Source organism: Lawsonibacter faecis, from assembly GCF_014287675.1.
Lineage (GTDB): Bacteria > Bacillota > Clostridia > Oscillospirales > Oscillospiraceae > Pseudoflavonifractor > Pseudoflavonifractor faecis.
Map to the genome: position 1 here is coordinate 84636 of NZ_JACOPQ010000006.1, position 19887 is coordinate 104522.

At 64.2% G+C, this 19887-nt stretch carries 16 protein-coding genes; 5 read left to right on the forward strand and 11 right to left on the reverse strand.

Annotation, left to right across the window (positions count from 1 at the left end):
* Window positions 1–36: 36 nt before the first annotated feature.
* The 11 genes from rsmH to ybeY all read right to left on the reverse strand — a co-directional run bounded on the left by rsmH (window position 37) and on the right by ybeY (window position 11587).
* Window positions 37–978 (reverse strand): 16S rRNA (cytosine(1402)-N(4))-methyltransferase RsmH, encoded by a 942-nt coding sequence (rsmH, locus tag H8S62_RS09140; protein WP_186919088.1) that lies wholly within the window; start codon window positions 976–978, stop codon window positions 37–39.
* Between the two features lie 2 nt (window positions 979–980).
* Window positions 981–1403: a division/cell wall cluster transcriptional repressor MraZ gene (gene mraZ / locus H8S62_RS09145; RefSeq protein WP_155147448.1), complete on the reverse strand. Its 423-nt coding sequence runs from the start codon at window positions 1401–1403 to the stop codon at window positions 981–983.
* Between the two features lie 537 nt (window positions 1404–1940).
* Window positions 1941–2453 (reverse strand): hypothetical protein, encoded by a 513-nt coding sequence (locus tag H8S62_RS09150; protein ID WP_155147190.1) that lies wholly within the window; start codon window positions 2451–2453, stop codon window positions 1941–1943.
* Entirely contained in the window at window positions 2453–2950 is a 498-nt protein-coding gene (gene coaD, locus H8S62_RS09155) for a pantetheine-phosphate adenylyltransferase (RefSeq protein ID WP_155147192.1), read from the reverse strand. The genes H8S62_RS09150 and coaD overlap by 1 nt, the downstream gene beginning before the upstream one ends.
* 33 nt (window positions 2951–2983) lie before the next feature.
* Entirely contained in the window at window positions 2984–3532 is a 549-nt protein-coding gene (gene rsmD, locus H8S62_RS09160; RefSeq protein ID WP_155147194.1) for a 16S rRNA (guanine(966)-N(2))-methyltransferase RsmD, read from the reverse strand.
* 215 nt (window positions 3533–3747) lie between these two features.
* Window positions 3748–5604: an excinuclease ABC subunit UvrC gene (gene uvrC, locus H8S62_RS09165; protein ID WP_243255532.1), complete on the reverse strand. Its 1857-nt coding sequence runs from the start codon at window positions 5602–5604 to the stop codon at window positions 3748–3750.
* A 230-nt stretch (window positions 5605–5834) separates the two neighbouring features.
* A complete protein-coding gene (locus H8S62_RS09170) occupies window positions 5835–6098 on the reverse strand; it encodes an HPr family phosphocarrier protein (RefSeq protein WP_155147196.1) in 264 nt (87 codons plus the stop codon).
* 231 nt (window positions 6099–6329) lie between these two features.
* A complete protein-coding gene (locus H8S62_RS09175; protein WP_186919089.1) occupies window positions 6330–8711 on the reverse strand; it encodes an endonuclease MutS2 in 2382 nt (793 codons plus the stop codon).
* Between the two features lie 34 nt (window positions 8712–8745).
* The gene (recO, locus tag H8S62_RS09180; protein WP_186919090.1) at window positions 8746–9510 is read right to left on the reverse strand and encodes a DNA repair protein RecO; all 765 of its coding nucleotides are present in this window, start codon (window positions 9508–9510) and stop codon (window positions 8746–8748) included.
* 514 nt (window positions 9511–10024) lie between these two features.
* A complete protein-coding gene (era, locus tag H8S62_RS09185; protein ID WP_155147202.1) occupies window positions 10025–10918 on the reverse strand; it encodes a GTPase Era in 894 nt (297 codons plus the stop codon).
* A 174-nt stretch (window positions 10919–11092) separates the two neighbouring features.
* Entirely contained in the window at window positions 11093–11587 is a 495-nt protein-coding gene (gene ybeY / locus H8S62_RS09190) for an rRNA maturation RNase YbeY (protein ID WP_186919091.1), read from the reverse strand.
* A gap of 365 nt (window positions 11588–11952) precedes the next feature.
* Between ybeY and H8S62_RS09195 the strand changes: the two genes are divergently transcribed.
* Genes H8S62_RS09195 through H8S62_RS09215 form a run of 5 tightly spaced genes read left to right on the forward strand, consistent with a single transcriptional unit; the run spans window position 11953 to window position 19886 of the window.
* Window positions 11953–13395 (forward strand): SWIM zinc finger family protein, encoded by a 1443-nt coding sequence (locus tag H8S62_RS09195; RefSeq protein WP_155147208.1) that lies wholly within the window; start codon window positions 11953–11955, stop codon window positions 13393–13395.
* A 13-nt stretch (window positions 13396–13408) separates the two neighbouring features.
* Entirely contained in the window at window positions 13409–15340 is a 1932-nt protein-coding gene (locus H8S62_RS09200; RefSeq protein ID WP_186919092.1) for a hypothetical protein, read from the forward strand.
* Window positions 15340–16428 carry an AAA family ATPase gene (locus H8S62_RS09205; protein ID WP_155147212.1) on the forward strand — a complete coding sequence of 363 codons (1089 nt, stop codon included), beginning with the start codon at window positions 15340–15342 and terminating at the stop codon, window positions 16426–16428. Before H8S62_RS09200 ends, H8S62_RS09205 begins: the two co-directional genes overlap by 1 nt.
* Complete coding sequence (locus tag H8S62_RS09210; protein WP_186919093.1) at window positions 16428–18686, forward strand: DUF5682 family protein; 2259 nt, start codon at window positions 16428–16430, stop codon at window positions 18684–18686. The genes H8S62_RS09205 and H8S62_RS09210 overlap by 1 nt, the downstream gene beginning before the upstream one ends.
* A gap of 12 nt (window positions 18687–18698) precedes the next feature.
* Window positions 18699–19886 carry a VWA domain-containing protein gene (locus H8S62_RS09215; RefSeq protein ID WP_186919094.1) on the forward strand — a complete coding sequence of 396 codons (1188 nt, stop codon included), beginning with the start codon at window positions 18699–18701 and terminating at the stop codon, window positions 19884–19886.
* Window position 19887 lies beyond the last annotated feature (1 nt).

Sequence of the window (19887 nt, forward strand, 5' to 3'; positions counted from 1 at the left end):
TCTCCGATCCCCTCCGCTCTCCGGAGGGACCCGGGATTACAGCTTTTCCGCCACCCTCAGCTTAGCGCTGCGGGCGCGGGGGTTTTCATTGAGCTCCGTCTCACCCGAGACGATGGGCTTCCTGTTGACCAGCCTGACCACGGGCTTCTTCCCGCAGACGCACACCGGGAAATCCGGCGGGCAGGTGCAGCCCTTGGCAAAGGCGGCGAAGCCGTTTTTTACGATCCGATCCTCCAGAGAGTGGAAGGAGATAACCGCCAGACGCCCGCCGGTTGTCAGCCGGGGTACGGCCGCCTGGATCATTCGGTCCACGGCCCCCAGCTCGTCGTTGACGGCAATGCGGACGGCCTGGAAGGAGCGCTTGGCCGGATGCTGCTTCTCCCGCAGGGCGGACGCGGGCATGGCCGACTTGATGACGTCCACCAGCTGGAGGGTGGTCTCAATGGGGGTCAGTCCCCTGCTGCGGCAGATGGCCCCGGCAATGGCGGGGGCGTAGCGCTCCTCGCCGTACTGGTAGAGGATGCGCTTTAACTCCTCCTGCGGCCACTCATTGACCACCGTGTAGGCGGTAATTGGGTCGGTCCGGTCCATACGCATATCCAGGGGCGCGTCGTTCATGTAGGAAAAGCCCCGGGATGCGTCGTCCAGCTGGGGGGAGGAGACGCCCAGGTCAAAGAGCATGCCGTCCACGGCGTTCAGGCCCAGAGCGTCCAGAAGCTCCGCCAGATCGCCGAAGTTGCCGTGGACCAGGGTGACCTTGTCCATCTGCCCCTCCAGGCGGGCGGGGGCCGCGTCAAGAGCCGCCTGATCCCGGTCGATGCACACCAGCCGCCCGGTGGTGAGCCGCTTCGCAATCTCCCGGGAATGGCCCGCCCGGCCCAGAGTGCCGTCCACATAGACGCCGTCCGGCTTGATATCAAGCCCCTCGATGCACTCCGTCAAGAGCACCGGGGCATGGGAAAATTCCATCTCACTCATGCTTATAACCCAAGGCCGTTGAGGATTTCGTTCATCTTCTCCGGCGTCATCTCTTCCTCTTCCTCGGTCTTCCAGCGCTCGGCGCTCCAAATCTCGGCCCGGTTGTGGACGCCGATGATCACCGCGTCCTTCTCCAGCATCGCGAATTTCCGCAGGCTCTGGGGGACCACGATGCGCCCCTGGCTGTCCGGCTCGCACTTGGCGGCGTTGGCGAAGAGGGGGCGCATGGCCTTGGACTGGCTCATGGGCAGGGAGGCAAATTTCTCTGTGAAGGTATCCCAGGTCTCCTGAGGATAGACGGCCAGACAGCCGTCCAGGCCCATGGTGACGTAGAGGGTATCCCCCAGCTCCTTGCGCAGCTGGGCAGGGATGAACAGACGGCCTTTCGCGTCGAGGCTGTGCTCGTACGTGCCAGTCGCGCTCATCACCGCTCTTCACTCCCCACTTTTCCTCACTTGGGCGCCATTTTACTCCACTTTGCCCCACCAATGCTTTTAGTATAAATGTTATGTAACCAAATTGCAATAGTTTTTTCACTCTTTTTTACCCGATAACACCGTTTATTTCGAGCAAAATCAAGGACTTTTGGCACAAGAAACGTACGTTCGATTACAGGGTATCCAAAATTATTTACCGCTTTGTTACTATGTTATGTCGCCCAATCACAGGAATTGGGGTTCTGCCCGCATCCACCCCCCATATCTTGTGTCTGGTGCTTTCGCGGGTTTTCCACCGGATATGACACATCGGTGGAATACTTTTCGTTTTGGAGGTCTGATCTGCCGGGTTCCCTGGGCATTGTCAGCCTACGGCAATTCTCATGACGGATGGGGCGGTTTTGTCCAAAAACAGCGCCCCATCCGTCATGCAGCTTTCTGTCAAAGAACCCCCGCAGGGGTTCTTTGACGAACTGAAGACCCCGGCCGTGCGCTGCAGCGCACGGCCGGGGTCTTCAGCTTCCTCTATTCACTTTCCACAGCCACGTCGTAGGCCGGCCGCTGCCCGGCGGTATTGGCGGCGTTGGCCGCCGCCCGGAACCGCCCCCGGGAAACCTTGATCTCCTCGTGGGCCTCGGCCACGGCCTCCTCCGTCCGGCGGAGGGCGTCCTCGCAGTACTCGTTGGCAGACCTGCGCAGCTCGCGGCAGCGCTCCTCTGTCTGCCGGATCAGCTCGTTGGCCTTCTGCCGGGCCTTGGCCATCAGCTCATCCTCGTCCACCATCTGGCGGGCCTGCTCCTCCGCCTGCTTCTTCATCAGGTCGGCCTCCCGCTTGGCGGAGGCGATGTAGTCCGACCGGGCTGCGATGAGCTTCTTGGCCTCGCTCAGCTCCATGGGGAACTGGGCCTTGATATCATCCAGCAGATCCAGCGCCTTGTCCCGCTCGATGATGCACTTCTCGTTGGAGAGAGGAACGCTTTTGGCCTCGTCAATCAGCTCATAGAGCATATCCAGTAATTCTTCCACACCTGTCGCCATTATGTGTTCCTCCTGCTTTTCATCTTTTCTTCCATGTCGCCCAGAATCTCTCTCGGCAGGAAATCGCTCAAATCCGCTCCGTACCAGGCCAGCTCCTTTACCACGCTGGAGCTGAGGTAGGTATACTTGGCGCTGGAGGGCAGAAACATGGTGTCCAGCCTGGGGTTGAGCTTGCGGTTGATGAGGGCCATCTGGACCTCTTTCTCGTAGTCTGAGACCGCCCGCAGGCCCTTGATGACCACGCAGGCGTGCTTCTCGCGGGCGTACTCGGCCAGCAGGCCGCTGGAGCGGTCCACCTCTACATTGGGGAGCTGGTCCACCACCTTATGAATCAGCTCCACCCGCTCGTCCGGGGTAAAGAGGCCCCGGTTTTCCTTCTCGGAATTGGCCATCACGCAGACGATGAGCTTGTCGAAGCAGACCGCCGCCCGCTTGATGATGTTGAGATGTCCCAGGGTAATGGGGTCGAAGCTACCGGGATAGACGGCAGTTTTCATAGGGCAACACTCCTTGTCCGCCGTGGAAGGGAATTACTGTGCTTCGCGGCGGCACAGGGTCACCTTGATTTTACCGTAGCGGTAATCTTTCGCTGTCACATAGGGGTGGGAAAGGGCGGGCAGAACGTGTTCCACCGCACTTTCGCAGACTATTATACCATTCTCCGACACAATGTCAATCTTGGCGATGGTCTCCAGCGCCCGATCCAGCGCGCCCGAGGAATAGGGGGGGTCCAGGAAAACCAGGTCGAATTTCTCCCGGCAGCTGCTGAGGAAGGCCAGATAGTCGCCCTGGACCACCCGCGCCCGGCTCTCAAACCCGCAGTAGGCCACATTCTCCCGCACCAGGGCGGCGGCGTCCTTGCGCAGATCCACAAACGTGCATCTCTCCGCGCCCCGGGAGAGGCACTCAATGCCCAGCTGGCCCGTACCCGCAAAGAGATCCAGGATATTCCTGCCCTCAATATCGAACTGGATGGCACTGAACAGGCCCTCCTTCACCCGGTCGGTGGTGGGGCGGGTCTCCATGCCCTCCAGCTCCTTCAAACGCCGGCCTCTGGCCGTACCGGTGATCACTCTCATATCCGTATCCCTCTCCCAGTCAAATTGCGTTTTTTATTCTAGAGTCTGTCCGCTGGGCCTTGTTTGATAACTTGCAATACGCCCGGCGGCGCGGAATTTTTTCGTCCGGCAAGCAGTTTTCTCGCGGGAATCCTGACGGATTTCAAGGAATAACTGCGCCGTCCAGGCGGGAAAAGACCCGCCGATTGGGCGTGTTGACATTTTTTAAACAGGGCCTAGGTCTTATTCTCAGAGAAGTAGGCGTACACCGCCCTAGCCGTCCGCTTGTCCACGACCTCCTCCAGCTCCGTCAGAGGGGCCGCCTTGATGTTCTTGACGCTCTTAAAGTGCTTCAGCAGATCGGCGCGGCGCTTGTCCCCCACGCCGGAGATCTTGTCCAGCACCGAGCCCTTCACCCGCTGGTTCTGCTGCTGGCGGTGGAACTCAATGGCAAAGCGGTGGGTCTCCTCCTGGATCTGGCCGATGAGGGAGAAGATCGCCTGGTTGGCCTGAATGCCGATCTCCCGTCCGTCGGGGGTGACCAAGGCGCGGGTGCGGTGCCGGTCGTCCTTTACCATACCGAAAACCGGGATGCGCAGGTTCAGCTCCTCCAGCACACGCACCGCCACGTTGGCGTGGTTCACGCCGCCGTCGATGAGGAGGAGGTCGGGCAGGTCCTTGAACTTCTCGTCCCCGTCCAGATACCGCCGGAAACGGCGTGTGAGCACCTGCTCCATGGAGGCGTAGTCGTCGGGTGCGTCCATGTCCTTGAGCTTGAAGCGCCGGTAGTCCCGCTTGAGGGGCCGGGCGTTCTGGTACACCACCATGGAGGCCACGATGTCGTCGCTGCCCTGGTTGGAGATGTCGTAGCTCTCCATCCGCATGGGGGGCTTCTCCAGGTTCAGCATCCTGGCCAGCAGCTCCAGCAGCTTGGAGGTGCGCTCCTCCTTGGTGGTCCAGCGCTCCACCTCCTCCGCCGCGTTCTTGTTCGCCAGGCGGATGAGGTCCACCTTCGCTCCCCGCTGGGGGGTGACGATGTTCACCCGCCGCCCGGCGCTCTCCGAGAGCATCCGGGTCAGGGGCACCTCGTCGTCGATCTCGCAGGGCAAGAGGATCTGCCTGGGCAGGTTGCCCCGGCCGCCGTAGTACTCCCGCACCAGAGCGGACACCACGTCGGAGCGCTCCTCCTCCATGGGGGTCTCCATCAGGTCCCAGTCCTTGGCGGCCAGCTCGCCGTCCACATAGTGCAGCACCACGAAGCAGCTCTTGGCAGTGCCCCGGTGGAAGCCCACCACGTCGGTGTCGCTGAGGCTCCCGGCCATCACCTTCTGCCGCTTGCCCAGCAGCTCGATGGCGCGGTAGCGGTCCCGCAGCTCGGCGGCCTTTTCAAAGCGCAGCTCTTCCGCCGCCCGGGCCATTTCGGCCTCCAGCTCCTCCCCCACCTCCTGAAACTTTCCCTCCAGCAGGCGGACCGCCTGGTCGATGGCCTCCCGGTAGCGCTCCTGGGGCATACCGGGGCGGCAGTAGCCGTCGCACTGGCCCATGTGGTAGTTGAGGCAGGGCCGCTCCCTGCCGACGTCCCGTGGGAATTTCCGGCTGCAGGAGGGCAGCTTGAGGGCCACCCGCAGAGCGTCGATGATCCCCTGGGTGCTCCCCCGGCTGCCGTAGGGGCCGAAGTACCGGGCCCCGTCCTCCGCCACTCTGTTTGCCAGCGAGAACCTGGGATAGTCCTCGTTGACGGTGAGGCGGATGTAGGGGTAGCCCTTGTCGTCCTTGAGGAGGATGTTGTAGTGGGGCTGGTGGCGCTTGATGAGGGAGCTCTCCAGCACCAGGGCCTCGAACTCGCTGTCGGCTACAATCACGTCGAAGTGGTCGATCTGGCTGACCATGGCGCGGGTCTTCTCCGTGTGGGAGGCGAGGTCCGCAAAATATTGGCTCACACGGTTCTTGAGGGCCTTGGCCTTGCCCACGTAGATCACCGTGTTCTGCTTGTCCTGCATGATATAGACGCCCGGCTTCAGCGGCAGGGCGTGCGCTTTCTCTTTCAGTTCGTCGAAGGTCATGGAAGTGCTCAGCACCCTCCCTCTAATCATATGACCGGTACGCCCCGCCGCCTGGAGCGGCGGCAGCCGGCACTCTCCTCAGCCGAAATCGTTGTCCGGGTGGAAAACAGGGCGTCCGCAGGCAAATTATGAATCGTCCCTGCGGGATGCGGCAGGATAAAATGGCGCGGCCCGGAACGCACTGCAACTGCCGCGGCCCGCCCCCGTCTGCCCAATCATCAAAAAAAGCGCCGTTCACACGGCGCTTTTTTCGGAAAGGATTATTCGGAGAAATTGGAAGCGATGAGGTCCACCAGAGCTTCAACAGCCTCTTTCTCATCGGGGCCGTCCGCGATGAGGTTGATGGAGGTCCCCTTCACGATGCCGAGGGAGAGCACACCCAGCAGGCTCTTCGCATTGACTCTGCGCTCGTCCTTCTCCACCCAGATGGAACTCTTGAATTCATTGGCCTTCTGAATGAAGAACGTGGCCGGACGTGCATGCAGGCCGACCTGATTGTTGACGACTGCTTCTTTCATATACATAAGCGTTTTCCCCCTAAGATGCGTTTATGGACTCGCATACTTCACATATAGTCTAGCAAATTTGTCCCAAACCGTCAATGACATTTTACACAAAAACGGAAAATCAAACTGTTTTAATTGACGGACAGGCCGCTGCAACCCCCGCGTGATACAGGCGCTGCCGGAACCGGTCGGCGCAGGCCGGGCGCACGCCTTTGTCCGCTATCACTTTTCACATCTCATTCTTCACTTTTATTTCAGCTCCACCACGGTCACGCCGTCCTCGCCCTCGCCGTACCGGCCGGGGCGGAAGGTCTTGACATACCGGCTGCGCCTGAGATGCTCCCGCACCGCCTTGCGCACCGCGCCGGTGCCCTTGCCATGGATGACGGTAACCTGATTCAGTTTGCCCATCACGGCGTTATCGAGGAAGATGTCCAGCGCGCCGATGGCCTCGTCGGTCATCATGCCCCGGAGGTCCACCTCGGGCGAGGCCCCCAGACTTCTGAGCTGGTGCTCCGCACGCTGGGCGATGTTGACAGCCTGCTTCCTGGCGGTCGCCCCCGCCTCCTCCACCACGCGGACCTCCTCCTGCCTGGCGGAAATCTTTAAAATACCGGCCTGGAGCTGGAGGGAGCCGTCCTTGTTGACGGTCAGGACCGCGGCCTGGGTGCCTCCCATCTTGACCAGCTCCACCGTGTCCCCGGCCCGGGCGGGCCGGGTGGGCGGCGGCGCAGGCTCCTCGGGCCGCCGCCCCAGCTTGCCCTCGGCCTCGTTCAGGCTCCGCTTGAGGGCGGCGCGCTCGTCGTTGACGGTCTGCCAGTCCTCTTCCTTCCTCTGGCGGCGCTTCATCTCGTTCAGCTCCCGGAAGACCCGGTCCGCCGTGTCGCGGGCCTCGTCCAGGATGGCGCGGGCCTCCGCCTGGGCCTTCTCCACCGCCCTGGCCCGCTCCTTCTCCAGCTTCTCCCGGTACTCCCGGGCCACCTTGGCGGAGTCCTCCATCTCCCGGCGGAGCTTCCGGGCCTCGTCCCGCTCCTTCTCCATGGCCTGGCGCTGCTCGTCCAGCCGGGTGAGCACATCCTCAAAGCGGACGTTCTCCGCGTCAATCCGCTCCGCCGCCTTTTGGATAATCTCATGGGGCAGGCCAAGCCGCTCGGAGATAGCGAAGGCGTTGGACTTGCCGGGGATGCCGATGAGCAGCCGGTAGGTGGGGCCCAGGGTCTCCACATTAAACTCGCAGGAGGCGTTCTCCACACCCGGCGTGGTCATGGCATAGACCTTCAGCTCCGCATAGTGGGTGGTGGCTGCCACCAGGGCCCCAAGGCCCCGGGCGCTCTCAATAATGGCGGCGGCCAGGGCCGCGCCCTCCACCGGGTCGGTGCCTGCCCCCAGCTCGTCAAAGAGGATGAGGGTCTCGTCGTCCGCCTCATTCAGTATCCCCACAATGTTCACCATATGGGAGGAGAATGTGGACAAATTCTGGGCGATGGACTGCTCGTCCCCCACATCGGCCAGGACCCGGCTGAACACGCTCACAGAGCTGTCATCCGCCACGGGGATGTGCAGCCCGCACTGGGCCATCAGGGTCAGAAGGCCGATGGTCTTGAGGGTCACCGTCTTGCCGCCGGTGTTGGGACCGGTGATGACCAGGGTGTCAAAGTCCTCCCCCAGCATCAGGTCGTTGGCCACCGCCCTGTCCTGGTCCAGCAGGGGGTGCCGTGCCTTGCGCAGATACAGCCCGCGGCCCGTGATTTTCGGCTCGCAGGCCCGCATCCGGTAGGACAGCTTGGCCCGGGCGAAGATGACGTCCAGCATGACCAGCAGATCGTAATCCTGCTGGATATCCACCCGATGAGCGGCGCAGTCGGCGGAGAGCTCGGCCAGTATGCGCTCAATCTCCTTCTTCTCATCGGCCTGGAGCTCCCGCAGCTCGTTGTTGGCCTTCACCACCCCCATGGGCTCAATGAAGAAGGTGCCTCCGGAGGAGGAAACGTCGTGGACCAGGCCTGGTATCTCGTTTTTGTGCTCGGACTTGACGGGCACAACGTAGCGGTCGGACCGCATGGTGATGATAGACTCCTGCAGATACCGGGACTGGTTGGAGGAGATGAGTTTTTGGAGGATATCCCGCACCTTGGAGGAGGTGGCCCGGATATGCCGGCGGATGGAGGCCAGCTCAGGGCTGGCCGAGTCGGCGATCTCATCCTCGCCTACGATGGAGCCGGTGATCTTCTCCTCCAGGAACCGGTTTGCGGTGAGGGAGGCGAAGAGGTGGTCAATGCAGGTCTTGGCGGCGCCCTCGCCGGTGGCGTACTCCCGGGCAGACCGGGCCGCCCGGAGGACGGCGGCGATGTCCAGCAGCTCCCGGGTGTTCAGCGCGCCCCCCATATCCGCCCGCTGGAGGCTGGCGGACACCGGCTTCACGCCGGAGAAGGACGGGGTGCCCCGCAGGGTGACCATCCCCACCGCGGCGGTGGTCTCCGCCAGGCGGCGGCGCACGTCGTCCACGTCGGTGAGAGGCCGGAGGGCCAGGGCCTTCTCCTTACCCTCCTCGGTCACCGCCTGCTCGGACAGGAGCTCCAGCACCCTGGGCAGTTCCAGAGTGCGCATGGATTTTTCAAATAAATCGGTCATATGGTAATCTCCAAATCAGTGGTTCGGCATGTGCCTATCTGGCGGGCAGCTCAATTTTCAGGCTCTTATAAAAGTCCAGTGTGCGGAAGCCCCGCTCCAGCTGGGTCAGGAGGTACGCCTCGCACACATCGGCCATCCGGGTCAATCCGGGCGCGTCCAGCGCGAAGGAGAAGAGGCGCTTGGGATCGCCGTAGAGGACGTGCCGCATGGCGGCCAGAACCGCGCCGTCCAGGGGCATGGACACGCCGTCCCCCACACCGCCCCGGCAGTGGGCGCAGTGGAGCACGCCCTCCCGCAGATGAAGCCGCGGCTCCTCGGGCGAGGGCGCGCCGCAGACGGCACAGGCGTCCAGCATGGGCTCGTACCCCGCCAGACTCATCAGCTTCAATTCGTAGGCCGCCTTCACCAGCGCCTGGGGCTTGTTCAGTTTGTCCAGTGCGTAGAGGGAGTTGAGAATGAGCGAGAGCATGGCGCTCCCGTCCTGGTCCTCCTCGGCCACGGACTCCATGGTCTCAGCAAAATAGGAGCCCAGGGCCAGTTTCTCCACATCGCCCTTGACGCCCCAAAACTGTTCCCGGGACTCCGCCTCGTCCATGGACCAGAAGTCCCGGTACTCAAAGAGGGTCATCTCCGAATAGACCAGCAGCTGGGCGGCGGCGGCAAGGGGGCTGTTCTTCTTCCGGCAGCCCCGGGCCTTGACGGTCCGCTTACCCCCGTCCCGGGTGAGGACGGTGAGGATCTTATCCGATTCCTTATAGCTGACCTCCCGAAGGACCAGCCCCTGGGTCACGATGTGCATCGCGTCTCACATCTTTCATCTATGTAGGGGCGGCGCAGGCCGCCCGTGTTACGCGGTTTTGTGGCTTTCCGGCGTCTCTTCCTCTTCCCGCAGCAGGGAGAAGAGGGAATAGGCCTCGGGCAGCCCGGTGGCAAGGAACAAGCGCCATGCGGTTTCGGAGTCCATAAACCAGCCCCCTTATAAATGTTAGGGTGGCTTTCGCACGGCGCTTTATTAGCGGTAAAATTTGTGGACAGCTTATGCTGTCTGCCGTTTTCCATAATGGGCGGCTCGCCCGTGCCCGCAGAAAATTGGCGTTCGGCCCCCATTTGATCTGTTACTCGTCCCGATAACCAAAATTCCGAATCAGATTGGCATTATCCCGCCAATGTATCCCCGCGGGCCGGGCTCCCGCGGGGACCCCGTATTTTTGCATTGTATCGCCCGGCGAAAATGAATTCCGCCGGGCTCCGCCGCACACGCGGCGGCTCGCCCGTGCTCGCAGAAAATTGGCGTTCGGCCCCCATTTGAACTTTTACTCGTCCCGATAACCAAAATTTCGAATCAGATTGGCATTATCCCGCCAATTTTCTTTTACTTTGACCCACGTCTGCAAAAAGACCTTGGTGCCCATAAACTTTTCCACATCCTGACGTGCCAAAGTGGAAATTTTCTTGAGCATGGCGCCGTTTTTGCCGATAATAATACCCTTGTGACTGTCCTTTTCGCAGTAAATGGTCGCGTCCAGGTCGATAATCTCATCGTCCCGCTCGGAGAACCTGGTCACCTCCACGGCGGTGCCGTGGGGGATCTCCTTATCCAGACAGAGGAGCAGCTTCTCCCGAATAATCTCGGCGCAGACCTGCCGCTCGGGCTGGTCCGTGACCATGTCCTCCGGGAAGAGCTGGGGTCCCTCGGGGATGAAGCCCGAGAGGACGCCCAGCAGGTCGTCCAGCCCCTCCCGGTTTTTGGCGGAGATGGGCACGATGGCGCTGAAATCATGGGCCTCGCCGTAGACCTTAATGACCTCCAGAAGCTCATCCTTTTTCACGGTATCAATTTTGTTGATAACCAGCACGGAGGGCACGCCAAGCTCCTTGATGCGTCCGATCAGCTCCGCCTCGGGGCCGCCCACGTGGGGGATGGGCTCCACCAGCAGCATCACGGCGTCCACATCGCACACGCTCTCTTTCACGACCTTGACCATATAGTCCCCCAGCCGGGTCCTGGCTTTGTGGAGTCCCGGGGTGTCCATGAAGACGAACTGGGCGTCGCCCCGGTTCAGAATGGCGCAGATGCGGTTGCGGGTGGTCTGGGGCTTGTTGGAGACGATGGCCACCTTCTCCCCCACCAGGGCGTTGGTCAGGGTGGATTTACCCACGTTGGGCCGCCCCGCAATGGTGATGATGCCGGATTTCGTAATACTCATTTAATTAATTCCTCTTGTCTTTTTTATTGTATGCCCGCCGTGGGGAGGGATGAAACCCATCCGATCACCGCCGCCGGAAGCAGCGGCAAGGCCATCAAAGTGAGGGCGCAGACCGCCGCCTCAAGCATCATCAAAGCCCTGCATAGTTTTATCCTGGCTTGGCGCAGCATGCCCTTATCCCCTGGTAATGCCCAGCGCGTTTAAAATCGCCTCTTCCCTGCCGCGCATCCGTGCTCTCTGCGGGCCGTCGTCCATATGGTCGTAGCCCAGCAGGTGGAGGATGGAGTGTACGGCCAGATAGGCCATCTCCCGCTCCGCTCCGTGGCCGTACTCCTCGCCCTGGGCCGCCGCCCGCTCCACCGAGAGGACCATGTCCCCCAGCGGCAGCAGCCCGGTGTCCGGGTCTTTCTCGGCGGTCTCCGCCTTGGGGGGGATGCCGGGCGTAAATTCAAACATGGGAAAGCTGAGCACGTCGGTGGGGCGGTCCACCCCCCGCTGCTCCAGATTGATCTCATGAATGCCCCTGTCGTCCGTAAGGAGCACGTCCACCTCGCAGGGGACGCACACTCCTTCCGCCTCCAATGCGGCAGGGATGACCCGCTGCAAAAGCGCCTCCCAGGGGCCTGTCCCCCCGTCCAGCTCGGATTCGATGATAATCTCGTGGTTCATTTCCATCTTCCCCTCTGCCCCTGCGGGCTGCTCCCGGCTGCGGCATGCCGGCTGTCCGGCGCTGTTGTCGCGCTTTATTATACACAAGTTCGGCCTGAAGTGCAATGTGCGATTGGAAGCCGGGTCCATAGGCGATCTCTTAATATGATAAGCGCTCTGCCGCCAATTCATTCCCTCTGTCGGAGCTCGGGGCCCCGGCCGCAATCAGTCCGGTTTATGGTACAGTTTTTCTGCTAGGATCAGTACGGCGAAAAGAGCCGAAATCCTTATAAACCCTCTACAGCTATCCGTGGGATTGGTGTATAATGTTGCCTGTATCCACCTCCGGCCGACAATCACCTCTCAGTCAGGAAAGGATGATTTCCATGATACAGATCACCCAGCAGATGATCGACGCCCTGGCCCCTAACCCGGCCGCGTCGTCAAATGCCCGCAAGATCTCCCAGAAGGGGGGCTTCATCCGGCTGGAGCGCTCCGCCGATGAGACCTTTTACCTCGGGGAGTGCACCGGCAGCGGCGCCAGCCGCTACATCACCTCCGCCGATTTCCTGGACCCCGCGGTCCCGGTGTTCCGCTGCTCCTGCCCAAGCCATCAGTTCCCCTGCAAGCACAGCCTGGCTCTGCTGTGCGAGATGATGGCGGGCAAGCCCTTCGCCGTCTGCGATATTCCGGACGATATTCTCCAGAAGCGGGCCAAAAAGGCGGCCAGGGCCGCCAAATCCGAGTCGGATGGGGACGGCGCCGAAGCCCCGAAAGCGCCGCCCAAGGTCAACAGGGCCGCCCGCACCAAGAAGCTGCAAAGGCAGCTGGAGGGGCTGGAGCTCACCGCCAGGCTGGTGCAGGATTTGATGAACGCGGGCCTGGGCACCATGGGCGGCACCGCCCTGGCCACCTACCGGACCCTCGCCAAGCAGCTCGGGGACTACTACCTGCCCGGACCCCAGCGGCTTTTAAACCGGCTCATTTTGGAGATCTCCGCCTTTCAGAAGGACGGGGACGACGCCCACTACGAGAGCGCCATAGACGTGCTGGAAAAGCTCTGGGCCCTGGTGAAGAAGTCCCGGCAGTACCTGACGGAGAAGGTGGAGAGCGGTCGGGTGGAGCAGGACGCCAGCCTGCTGTTCGAGGAGCTGGGCGGCGTATGGAAGCTCTCTGAGCTGGAGGCTCTGGGCCTTGCCAAGCAGAACGCCCGGCTGGCCCAGCTCTCCTTCTGGGTGGCCTTTGACGCCGCCCGGGGCGAGTATATCGACACCGGCTGCTGGGCCGACCTGGACACCGGCGAGGTGAGCCTTACCTATCACTACCGCCCGGTGAAGGCCCTCAAGTATGTCAAGCAGGAGGACACCTTCTTCGGCGCGGCCCGCATCCCCGCCCTGGCCTACTACCCCGGCGAGGGCAGCCGCCGGGTGCGCTGGGAGTCCGCCGAGCTGCTTCCCCTTGAGCCGGGGGACTTGGACGGCCTGCGCCGCTGCGCAGCATCCGACCTGGCCGCCGAGGTCAAAGCGGCCAAGAACCTGCTGAAGAACACCCTGTCAGGCCCGGCGGTCTACCGCCTGCTGCGATTCGCCCGCATCGGCAGGGCCGGGGACGTCCTGGCGCTCCAGGATACGGTGGGCGGCACCATCGCCCTGGGGGACCTCCCCGGCATGGAGCCCACCACGGCCCGGCTGACGCTGCTGCCCGACCCATCCCTGCTGGAGAGCCAGGTCCTGCTGGGGGCCTTCTGGTATGACGGGGCGGAGCGGCGCATGAAGCTCCAGCCGCTGAGCATTGTGACGGCGGACCAGGTGGTCCGGCTGCTGTACTGAGGGAGGGACAGACATGGATTTGACATGCCTATACGAACTGCGGGACCGGCTGCGCTCCGGGGCCATCGCCGGGGCTGCCCTGGCCGCCGACGACTTCCGTCTGCGGCGGGCCCTCGACGCCCTGGAGCCGCTGGAAAAGGCCGCTCCCGTCTTTGCCAGGCTCGGCCAGCTCACCCGGAATCTGCTGGCCCCGGACTGTCCCGACCGCGCCGGCGCCCTCCTGGACGCCCTCACCCTGGCCGACGCGGTGCTCTGTACCCAGGGGGCTGTGGCCGTCCCAGGCGGGGTGGAGTCCCTGGGACTGCCCCGGCGGGGCAGCGCCCTGTCCAACGCGCCCTACTCGGTGCTCGCCCCCCTGCTGGAGGCCCTGACCACCTCCGGCGGCGGGCGGTACAGCTTCGTGGTGGACACCCACGACCAGCGGCCCGAGCTCTTCCGGGACTGGCGGGTGAAGGACGCCCTGGTCCAGGCTCTGGGCGCGGCCTACGCGGAGCTGGCCGACCGGGCTGAGTCGTGGCTCTCCAGCGAGGACGAGACCCTCCTCCCCCTGCTGCGCAGCGGCTTCGACCCATGCGGGAAGAAGGACATGGTCCGCCGTGTCCGGGTGATGGAGGCGCTGGCCGGGGCGGAGGCCAACGATTTCTATCTCTCCCAGCTGCCCGAGGCCGAGAAGGACGTCCGCGCCGCCCTTATCTACGCCCTGCGCCACAGCGAGGGGAATGCCGACAAGCTGGTCGAACTGTGCAAAACCGAGAAGGGCGCCTGCAAAAAGGCGGCCCACTGGGCCCTGGCCAAGCTGGACGCCCCCGCCGCCTGGGACTACTGGAGCAGACTGGCCACCAAAAAGCCGGATCAGGCGGCGGAGTACATGGTCCTCTCCGCCTCGTCCAGGGCCGGTGTTCTGGTGGCGGAGGCCCTGGACCGCCTCCTCGACGGCATGGGAGACGCGCCCACCGCGGAGGATGCCAACCGCCTCCAGACCCTGCTCTTCGCCCTTCCGGGCAAAGCCGGTCCGGACATCTGCGCCTGCTACCGCCGCATGGCCGCGCTGGGTACGGCCCTGGACTGGAAGAGCTTCCCCGGCGCCGGCGGCCAGGAGACGGCCCTGCGCCTGCGGGCCGCCCAGGACGATTTCTCCAGGGACGCGCTGCCCTTCAGCGAGGTGCTGCCCCTGGTGCTGCGGCGTTCCATCCTGCTGCGCCCCACCCCCGACCTGCTGGCCCTGCCCGGAGAGCTGGAGAGGGTGGGAGAGGCCTCCTATGCCGTCCCCGCCCTCACCGCGGCCCTTCTCTCCCGCCCGGCGGCGGAGGCCTACGCCCTGGCGGAGCCCTTCCTCAAGCCCGCGGGGCTTCTGAAAAACAAACGTCCGAAATCGGGCGTCGGCGTCCTCCGCGCCGCGCTGGACGGCTTGCGCTGGGACGAGGCTCACGGCACGCCGGTGTACCGCGTCACCTATACCGATCCCGCCGCCGGACGGAGCATCGCCTCCGTCCTGCCCCTCCATGAGCCTCTGGACGGCCGCTGGTACGACCGGCTCACCGCGCTGAATTTGGACGACGCACTGGACGGCGTGCTGGCCCGCCTGATTCCCCAGGCTGATGCGGCGCTGCGCGCCCGGATTGGGGCCTACTTCTACCAGCGGGCCCTGCACACCGACAACAACCGCCGCTATCTCCCCTGGCTGCGCGCGTGCGGCTGGAACAAATGCCAGGGCCTGCTGGAGGCCTACTGCAAGCGGCACAAGGTCAACACCTGGGACGTGCGCTCCTACCTCTCACAGATGCCGGGCACGGAGGAGGAGCTGGCCGCCGAGGCGGAGCGGGTCCTCGCCCTGATCCGGGAAAAACGGATTGCCGTGGGATCGTGGAATCCAACGACCATCCAGCAGTGGCTCACCGACTTAAGGAACGCCGCCCCCATCCAACTGACAGGAGGAAACGCTTAATGGACCATCAGAAGGTACAGCGCCTGCCCGCCGAGCAGCTCTTCCAGCACGAGCTGGACGCCCTCATTGCCGCAGAGCGGGACGCCGTCCCCACCGGCTGGCGTATGTCGCCGCGCTCGGTGCGGACCTATATTTGCGGCGGCAGGGCGGGGAGCACCCCCATCACCCCCAAGTACATCGGCAGCGAGCGCCTGGTGGAGATCGCCATCTCAACCCTGGTGACCGACCGGGCCCTCCTCCTCATCGGCGAGCCGGGCACGGCCAAGAGCTGGCTCTCCGAGCACCTCTGCGCCGCCATCAACGGAGACTCCACCAAGGTGGTCCAGGGCACGGCGGGCACCACCGAGGAGCAGATCCGCTACTCCTGGAACTACGCCATGCTCATCGCCCAGGGCCCCTCCCCCGCCGCCATGCTGAAAAGCCCGGTCTACCGTGCCATGGAGACCGGCACCGTGGCCCGGCTGGAGGAGATCTCCCGCTGCGCCAGCGAGGTCCAGGACGCGCTGATCTCCATTCTCTCGGAGAAGCGCATCTCCGTGCCCGAGCTGGGGGTGGAGGTCCCGGCGCAGAAGGGCTTTTCACTTATCGCCACCGCCAACACCCGGGACAAGGGGGTCAACGAGATGTCGGCAGCCCTCAAGCGGCGGTTCAACATTGTGGTACTCCCCGCCCCGGCCAGCCTGGAGGCTGAGATGGACATCGTCCGCACCCGGGTGGAGCAGCTCGCCGGCAGTCTGGATTTGAACGCCGCACTCCCCGCCGGCGAGGTGGTGGAAAAGGTCTGTACCATCTTCCGGGAGCTGCGCTCCGGCCAGACGCTGGATGGAGCGCAGAAGCTCAAGCCGCCCACGGGAGTCCTCTCCACCGCCGAGGCCATCTCCCTCCTGGCCAACTCCATGGCCCTGGCGGGCAGCTTCGGTGACGGGCGCATCACCGACGGCGACCTGGCCGCCGGTCTCCAGGGGGCCGTGGTCAAGGATGAGGACAAGGACGGCCTGGCCTGGAAGGAATACCTTGAACATATTATGAAAAAGCGGGGCGGCAAATGGGCCGGCCTCTACAGGGAGTGCAAGGAGCTGAACGCCTGATGGAGCTGCCCATCCTGTTCGGCGTGCGGCATCTGTCCCCCGCCGGGGCCTTCCATCTGCGGCGGCTGCTGGACACTGTCCGGCCCCGGCTGGTGCTGGTGGAGGGGCCCTCCGATCTGAGCGGACAGCTCCCGGACATCACCCGGCCGGAGACCGCGCCCCCCATCGCCATTCTGGCCTATACCCAGGCGGCACCGGTGCGCTCCATTCTCTACCCCTTCGCCGAGTACTCCCCCGAGTATCAGGCCATCGCCTGGGCCCACGAGCACGGCGCGGAGTGCCGCTTTATGGACCTCCCCTCCGACGTATTCCTGGCCCTGGGTTCGGCCCGCCCGCCCGTGGACCAGCAGGAGGGAGAGGCCCGCTTCGACGCCTATGCCGCCCTGGACGCCCAGGCGGGGGAGGACGGCCATGAGACCTTCTGGGAGCGTACGCTGGAGCACGCCACCGACCCGGACGCCTACCGGCTGGGGGCGGCGGAATTCGGCGCCCAGCTTCGCGACCTGACCGCGGGCCGCGAGGGGGACTGGGCGGAGACGGTGGTGCGGGAGGCCTATATGCGCCGCGTCATTGAGGACGCCCTGTCCGGCGGATACGCCCCCGGCGAGATTGTGGCGGTGACAGGGGCTTACCATGTGGAGGGCCTCAAAACCGCCGCGCCCATGACCGACGCCGAGATTGCCGCCCTCCCCCGGGAGCCCTCCAGCCATACCCTCATGCCCTACTCCTACTACCGTCTCTCAACCCGGTCGGGCTACGGCGCGGGCAACAGGGCGCCCGCCTATTACTCCCTGCTGTGGCAGGGTCTGCAGAAGGGCTCGGGCAGCTGGGCCGCCGAGAGCTATCTCGCCCGCATCGCCCTGTACCAGCGGGAGAGCGGTACCAGCGTCTCCTCCGCCGAGGTCATCGAGGCGGTGCGGCTGGCCGGGTCCCTTGCCGCCCTGCGCGGCTCCGGCCGCCCCGCCCTCCGGGATCTGCGGGACGCGGCGGTGACCTGTCTGGGCGGCGGCAGCTTCGCGGCCGTCTCCCGGGCGGTGGCCAGCGCCGAGATCGGCTCCGCCATCGGCATGCTGCCCGACGGGGTGAGCCGCACCAGCATCCAGGCTGATTTCTACCGCCAGCTCAAGGACCTGAAGCTGGAGAAGTACCGGGACCTCACCGCCCAGGATCTGCCTCTGGATCTGCGGGAGAACCGGAATGTGAAGACGGCGCGCTCCGCCTTTCTGGACCTGGAGCGCTCCGCCTTTCTCCACCGGCTGCGGGTGCTGGGGGTCTCCTTCGGCCAGCGCCGGGAGGTGGAGCAGGACAACGCCACCTGGGCGGAGCGCTGGGTCCTCCGCTGGGCCCCGGAGGCGGAGATCGAGCTGGTGGAGTCCGCTCTCAAGGGGGACACTGTGGCCCAGGCCGCCTCCTTCCAGCTCGGGGAGCGGGTGGAGGCCGCCGCAGGCATGGCGGACATCGCCGCCGTCATTGAGGACGCCTTCACCTGCGGCATGGCCGGTGCGGTTACCTGCGCCACCGCCGCCCTCCAGGCCATGGCGGTGGACGCGGCCGGGCTGGACGATTTGGCCGCCACCGCCCACCGGCTCTCAGTGGTCGTCCAGTACGGCGGCGTCCGCCGGCTGGACAGCGCCCCGCTGGAGCCCATTCTCAGGCAGATTTACCTGCGCTGCTGTCTCATCCTCAGCACCGCCTGCGCCTGCGACGATACGGGCGCCAAGGTGGTGGCCCAGTCGATAGAGCGCGTGAACGCCGCCGCTCTGGCCCACGATTTTCTGGACAACCAGCCCTGGCTGGACGCCCTCACCCAGGTTGCCCGGCGGGACGATTTGAACACCAAGCTCTCCGGCTTTGCCGCCGCCATTCTGCTGGAGCGGGGGGCCATGGATGCGCAGAGCCTGGATCTGGAGGTGCGGCGGCGGCTCTCAAGGGGCGTCCCGGCGGATCTGGGCGCCGGGTGGTTCGAGGGACTCGCCATGAAAAACCGGTACGCCCTCATCGCCCGTCTCCCCCTCTGGCGCAGTCTGTCGGAATACCTGGACGGTCTGGATGACGAGGAGTTCAAGCGGGCCCTGGTCTTCCTCCGCCGGGCCTTCGCAGACTTCTCCGCCGGAGAGAAGGACGACATTGCGGAAAACCTGGGAGAGCTGTGGGGACTCAACAGCCGGCAGGTCAGCGAGGCGGTGAACGCCGCCCTGCCCCACGAGTCCCAGGTTCTGTTGGAGGGGCTTGACAGCTTTGATTTCGATGATATTTAAGGAGGCGGAGAGATGGACGACGCGACGCGCATCCAGCGCTGGCGGCTCATCCTGGGTCAGGAGAGTCAGGAGCGCTTTACCGGCATGGGCGGGGCATCCCTCACCGGTGAGCTGGACCTGATGGACCAGGCCCTGGCCGCCATCTATAACCGCTCCGACGCCGGCGGCTTCGGCTCCCCCGGCCGGGGGGCGGGGCACGGCCCCTCCAATCCCCAGATCACCCGATGGCTGGGAGATGTGCGCTCTCTCTTCGATAAGGACCTGGTCACCGTCATCCAGGGGGACGCCATGAACCGCTGCGGCCTCCGGCAGCTCATCTTCGAGCCGGAGCTGCTGGAGAACCTGGAGCCTGACTTGTCCCTCGCCTCGGCCATTCTGACCCTGAAGGAGCAGATTCCCAAGCGCAGCAAGGACAGCGTCCGGGCCTTTATCCGAAGGATTGTGGAGGAGATTAACAAGCTCCTGGAACAGGATATCCGCCGGGCGGTCACCGCCGCGGTGAACCGCCGAAGGCACTCCCCCATCCCCTCCGCTGCGGCGCTGGACTACAGGACTACCATTGCCCGCAACCTCAAAAACTATAATCCCCGGCTGAAGACCATCGTCCCGGAGCGCTTCTGGTTCTTTGACAGGACCACCACCTCCGCCGCCAACCGCTGGACGGTCATTCTGGACATTGACCAGAGCGGCTCCATGGGGGAGTCGGTCATCTACTCCTCGGTGATGAGCTGCATCCTGGCCAGCATGTCCAGCCTGCAGACCCGGGTGGTGGCCTTCGACACCAATGTGGTGGACCTCACCGAGAGATGCGGGGACCCGGTGGACCTGCTCTTCGGCTTCCAACTGGGCGGCGGCACCGATATCGACAAATCGGTGGCCTACTGCCAGCAATTTGTGGAGAACCCGTCCAAAACCCTCTTCTTCCTCATCACCGATCTGGAGGAGGGAGGCAACCGTGCGGCCCTCCTGCGGCGGCTGGAGGAGCTGAAGGGCTCCGGCGTCACGGTCGTCTGTCTGCTGGCCCTGGCCGACGGCGGCCGCCCCTACTACGACGCCCAGATGGCTCAGCGGGTGGCGGGCCTGGGCATCCCCTGCTTCGCCTGCAGCCCGGAGCGGCTGCCCCAGCTGCTGGAACGTGCCTTCCGGGGCCAGGATCTGGCCGCATTCCAAAAGGAGTTTGAAACGCGGAAGAAATCATAAA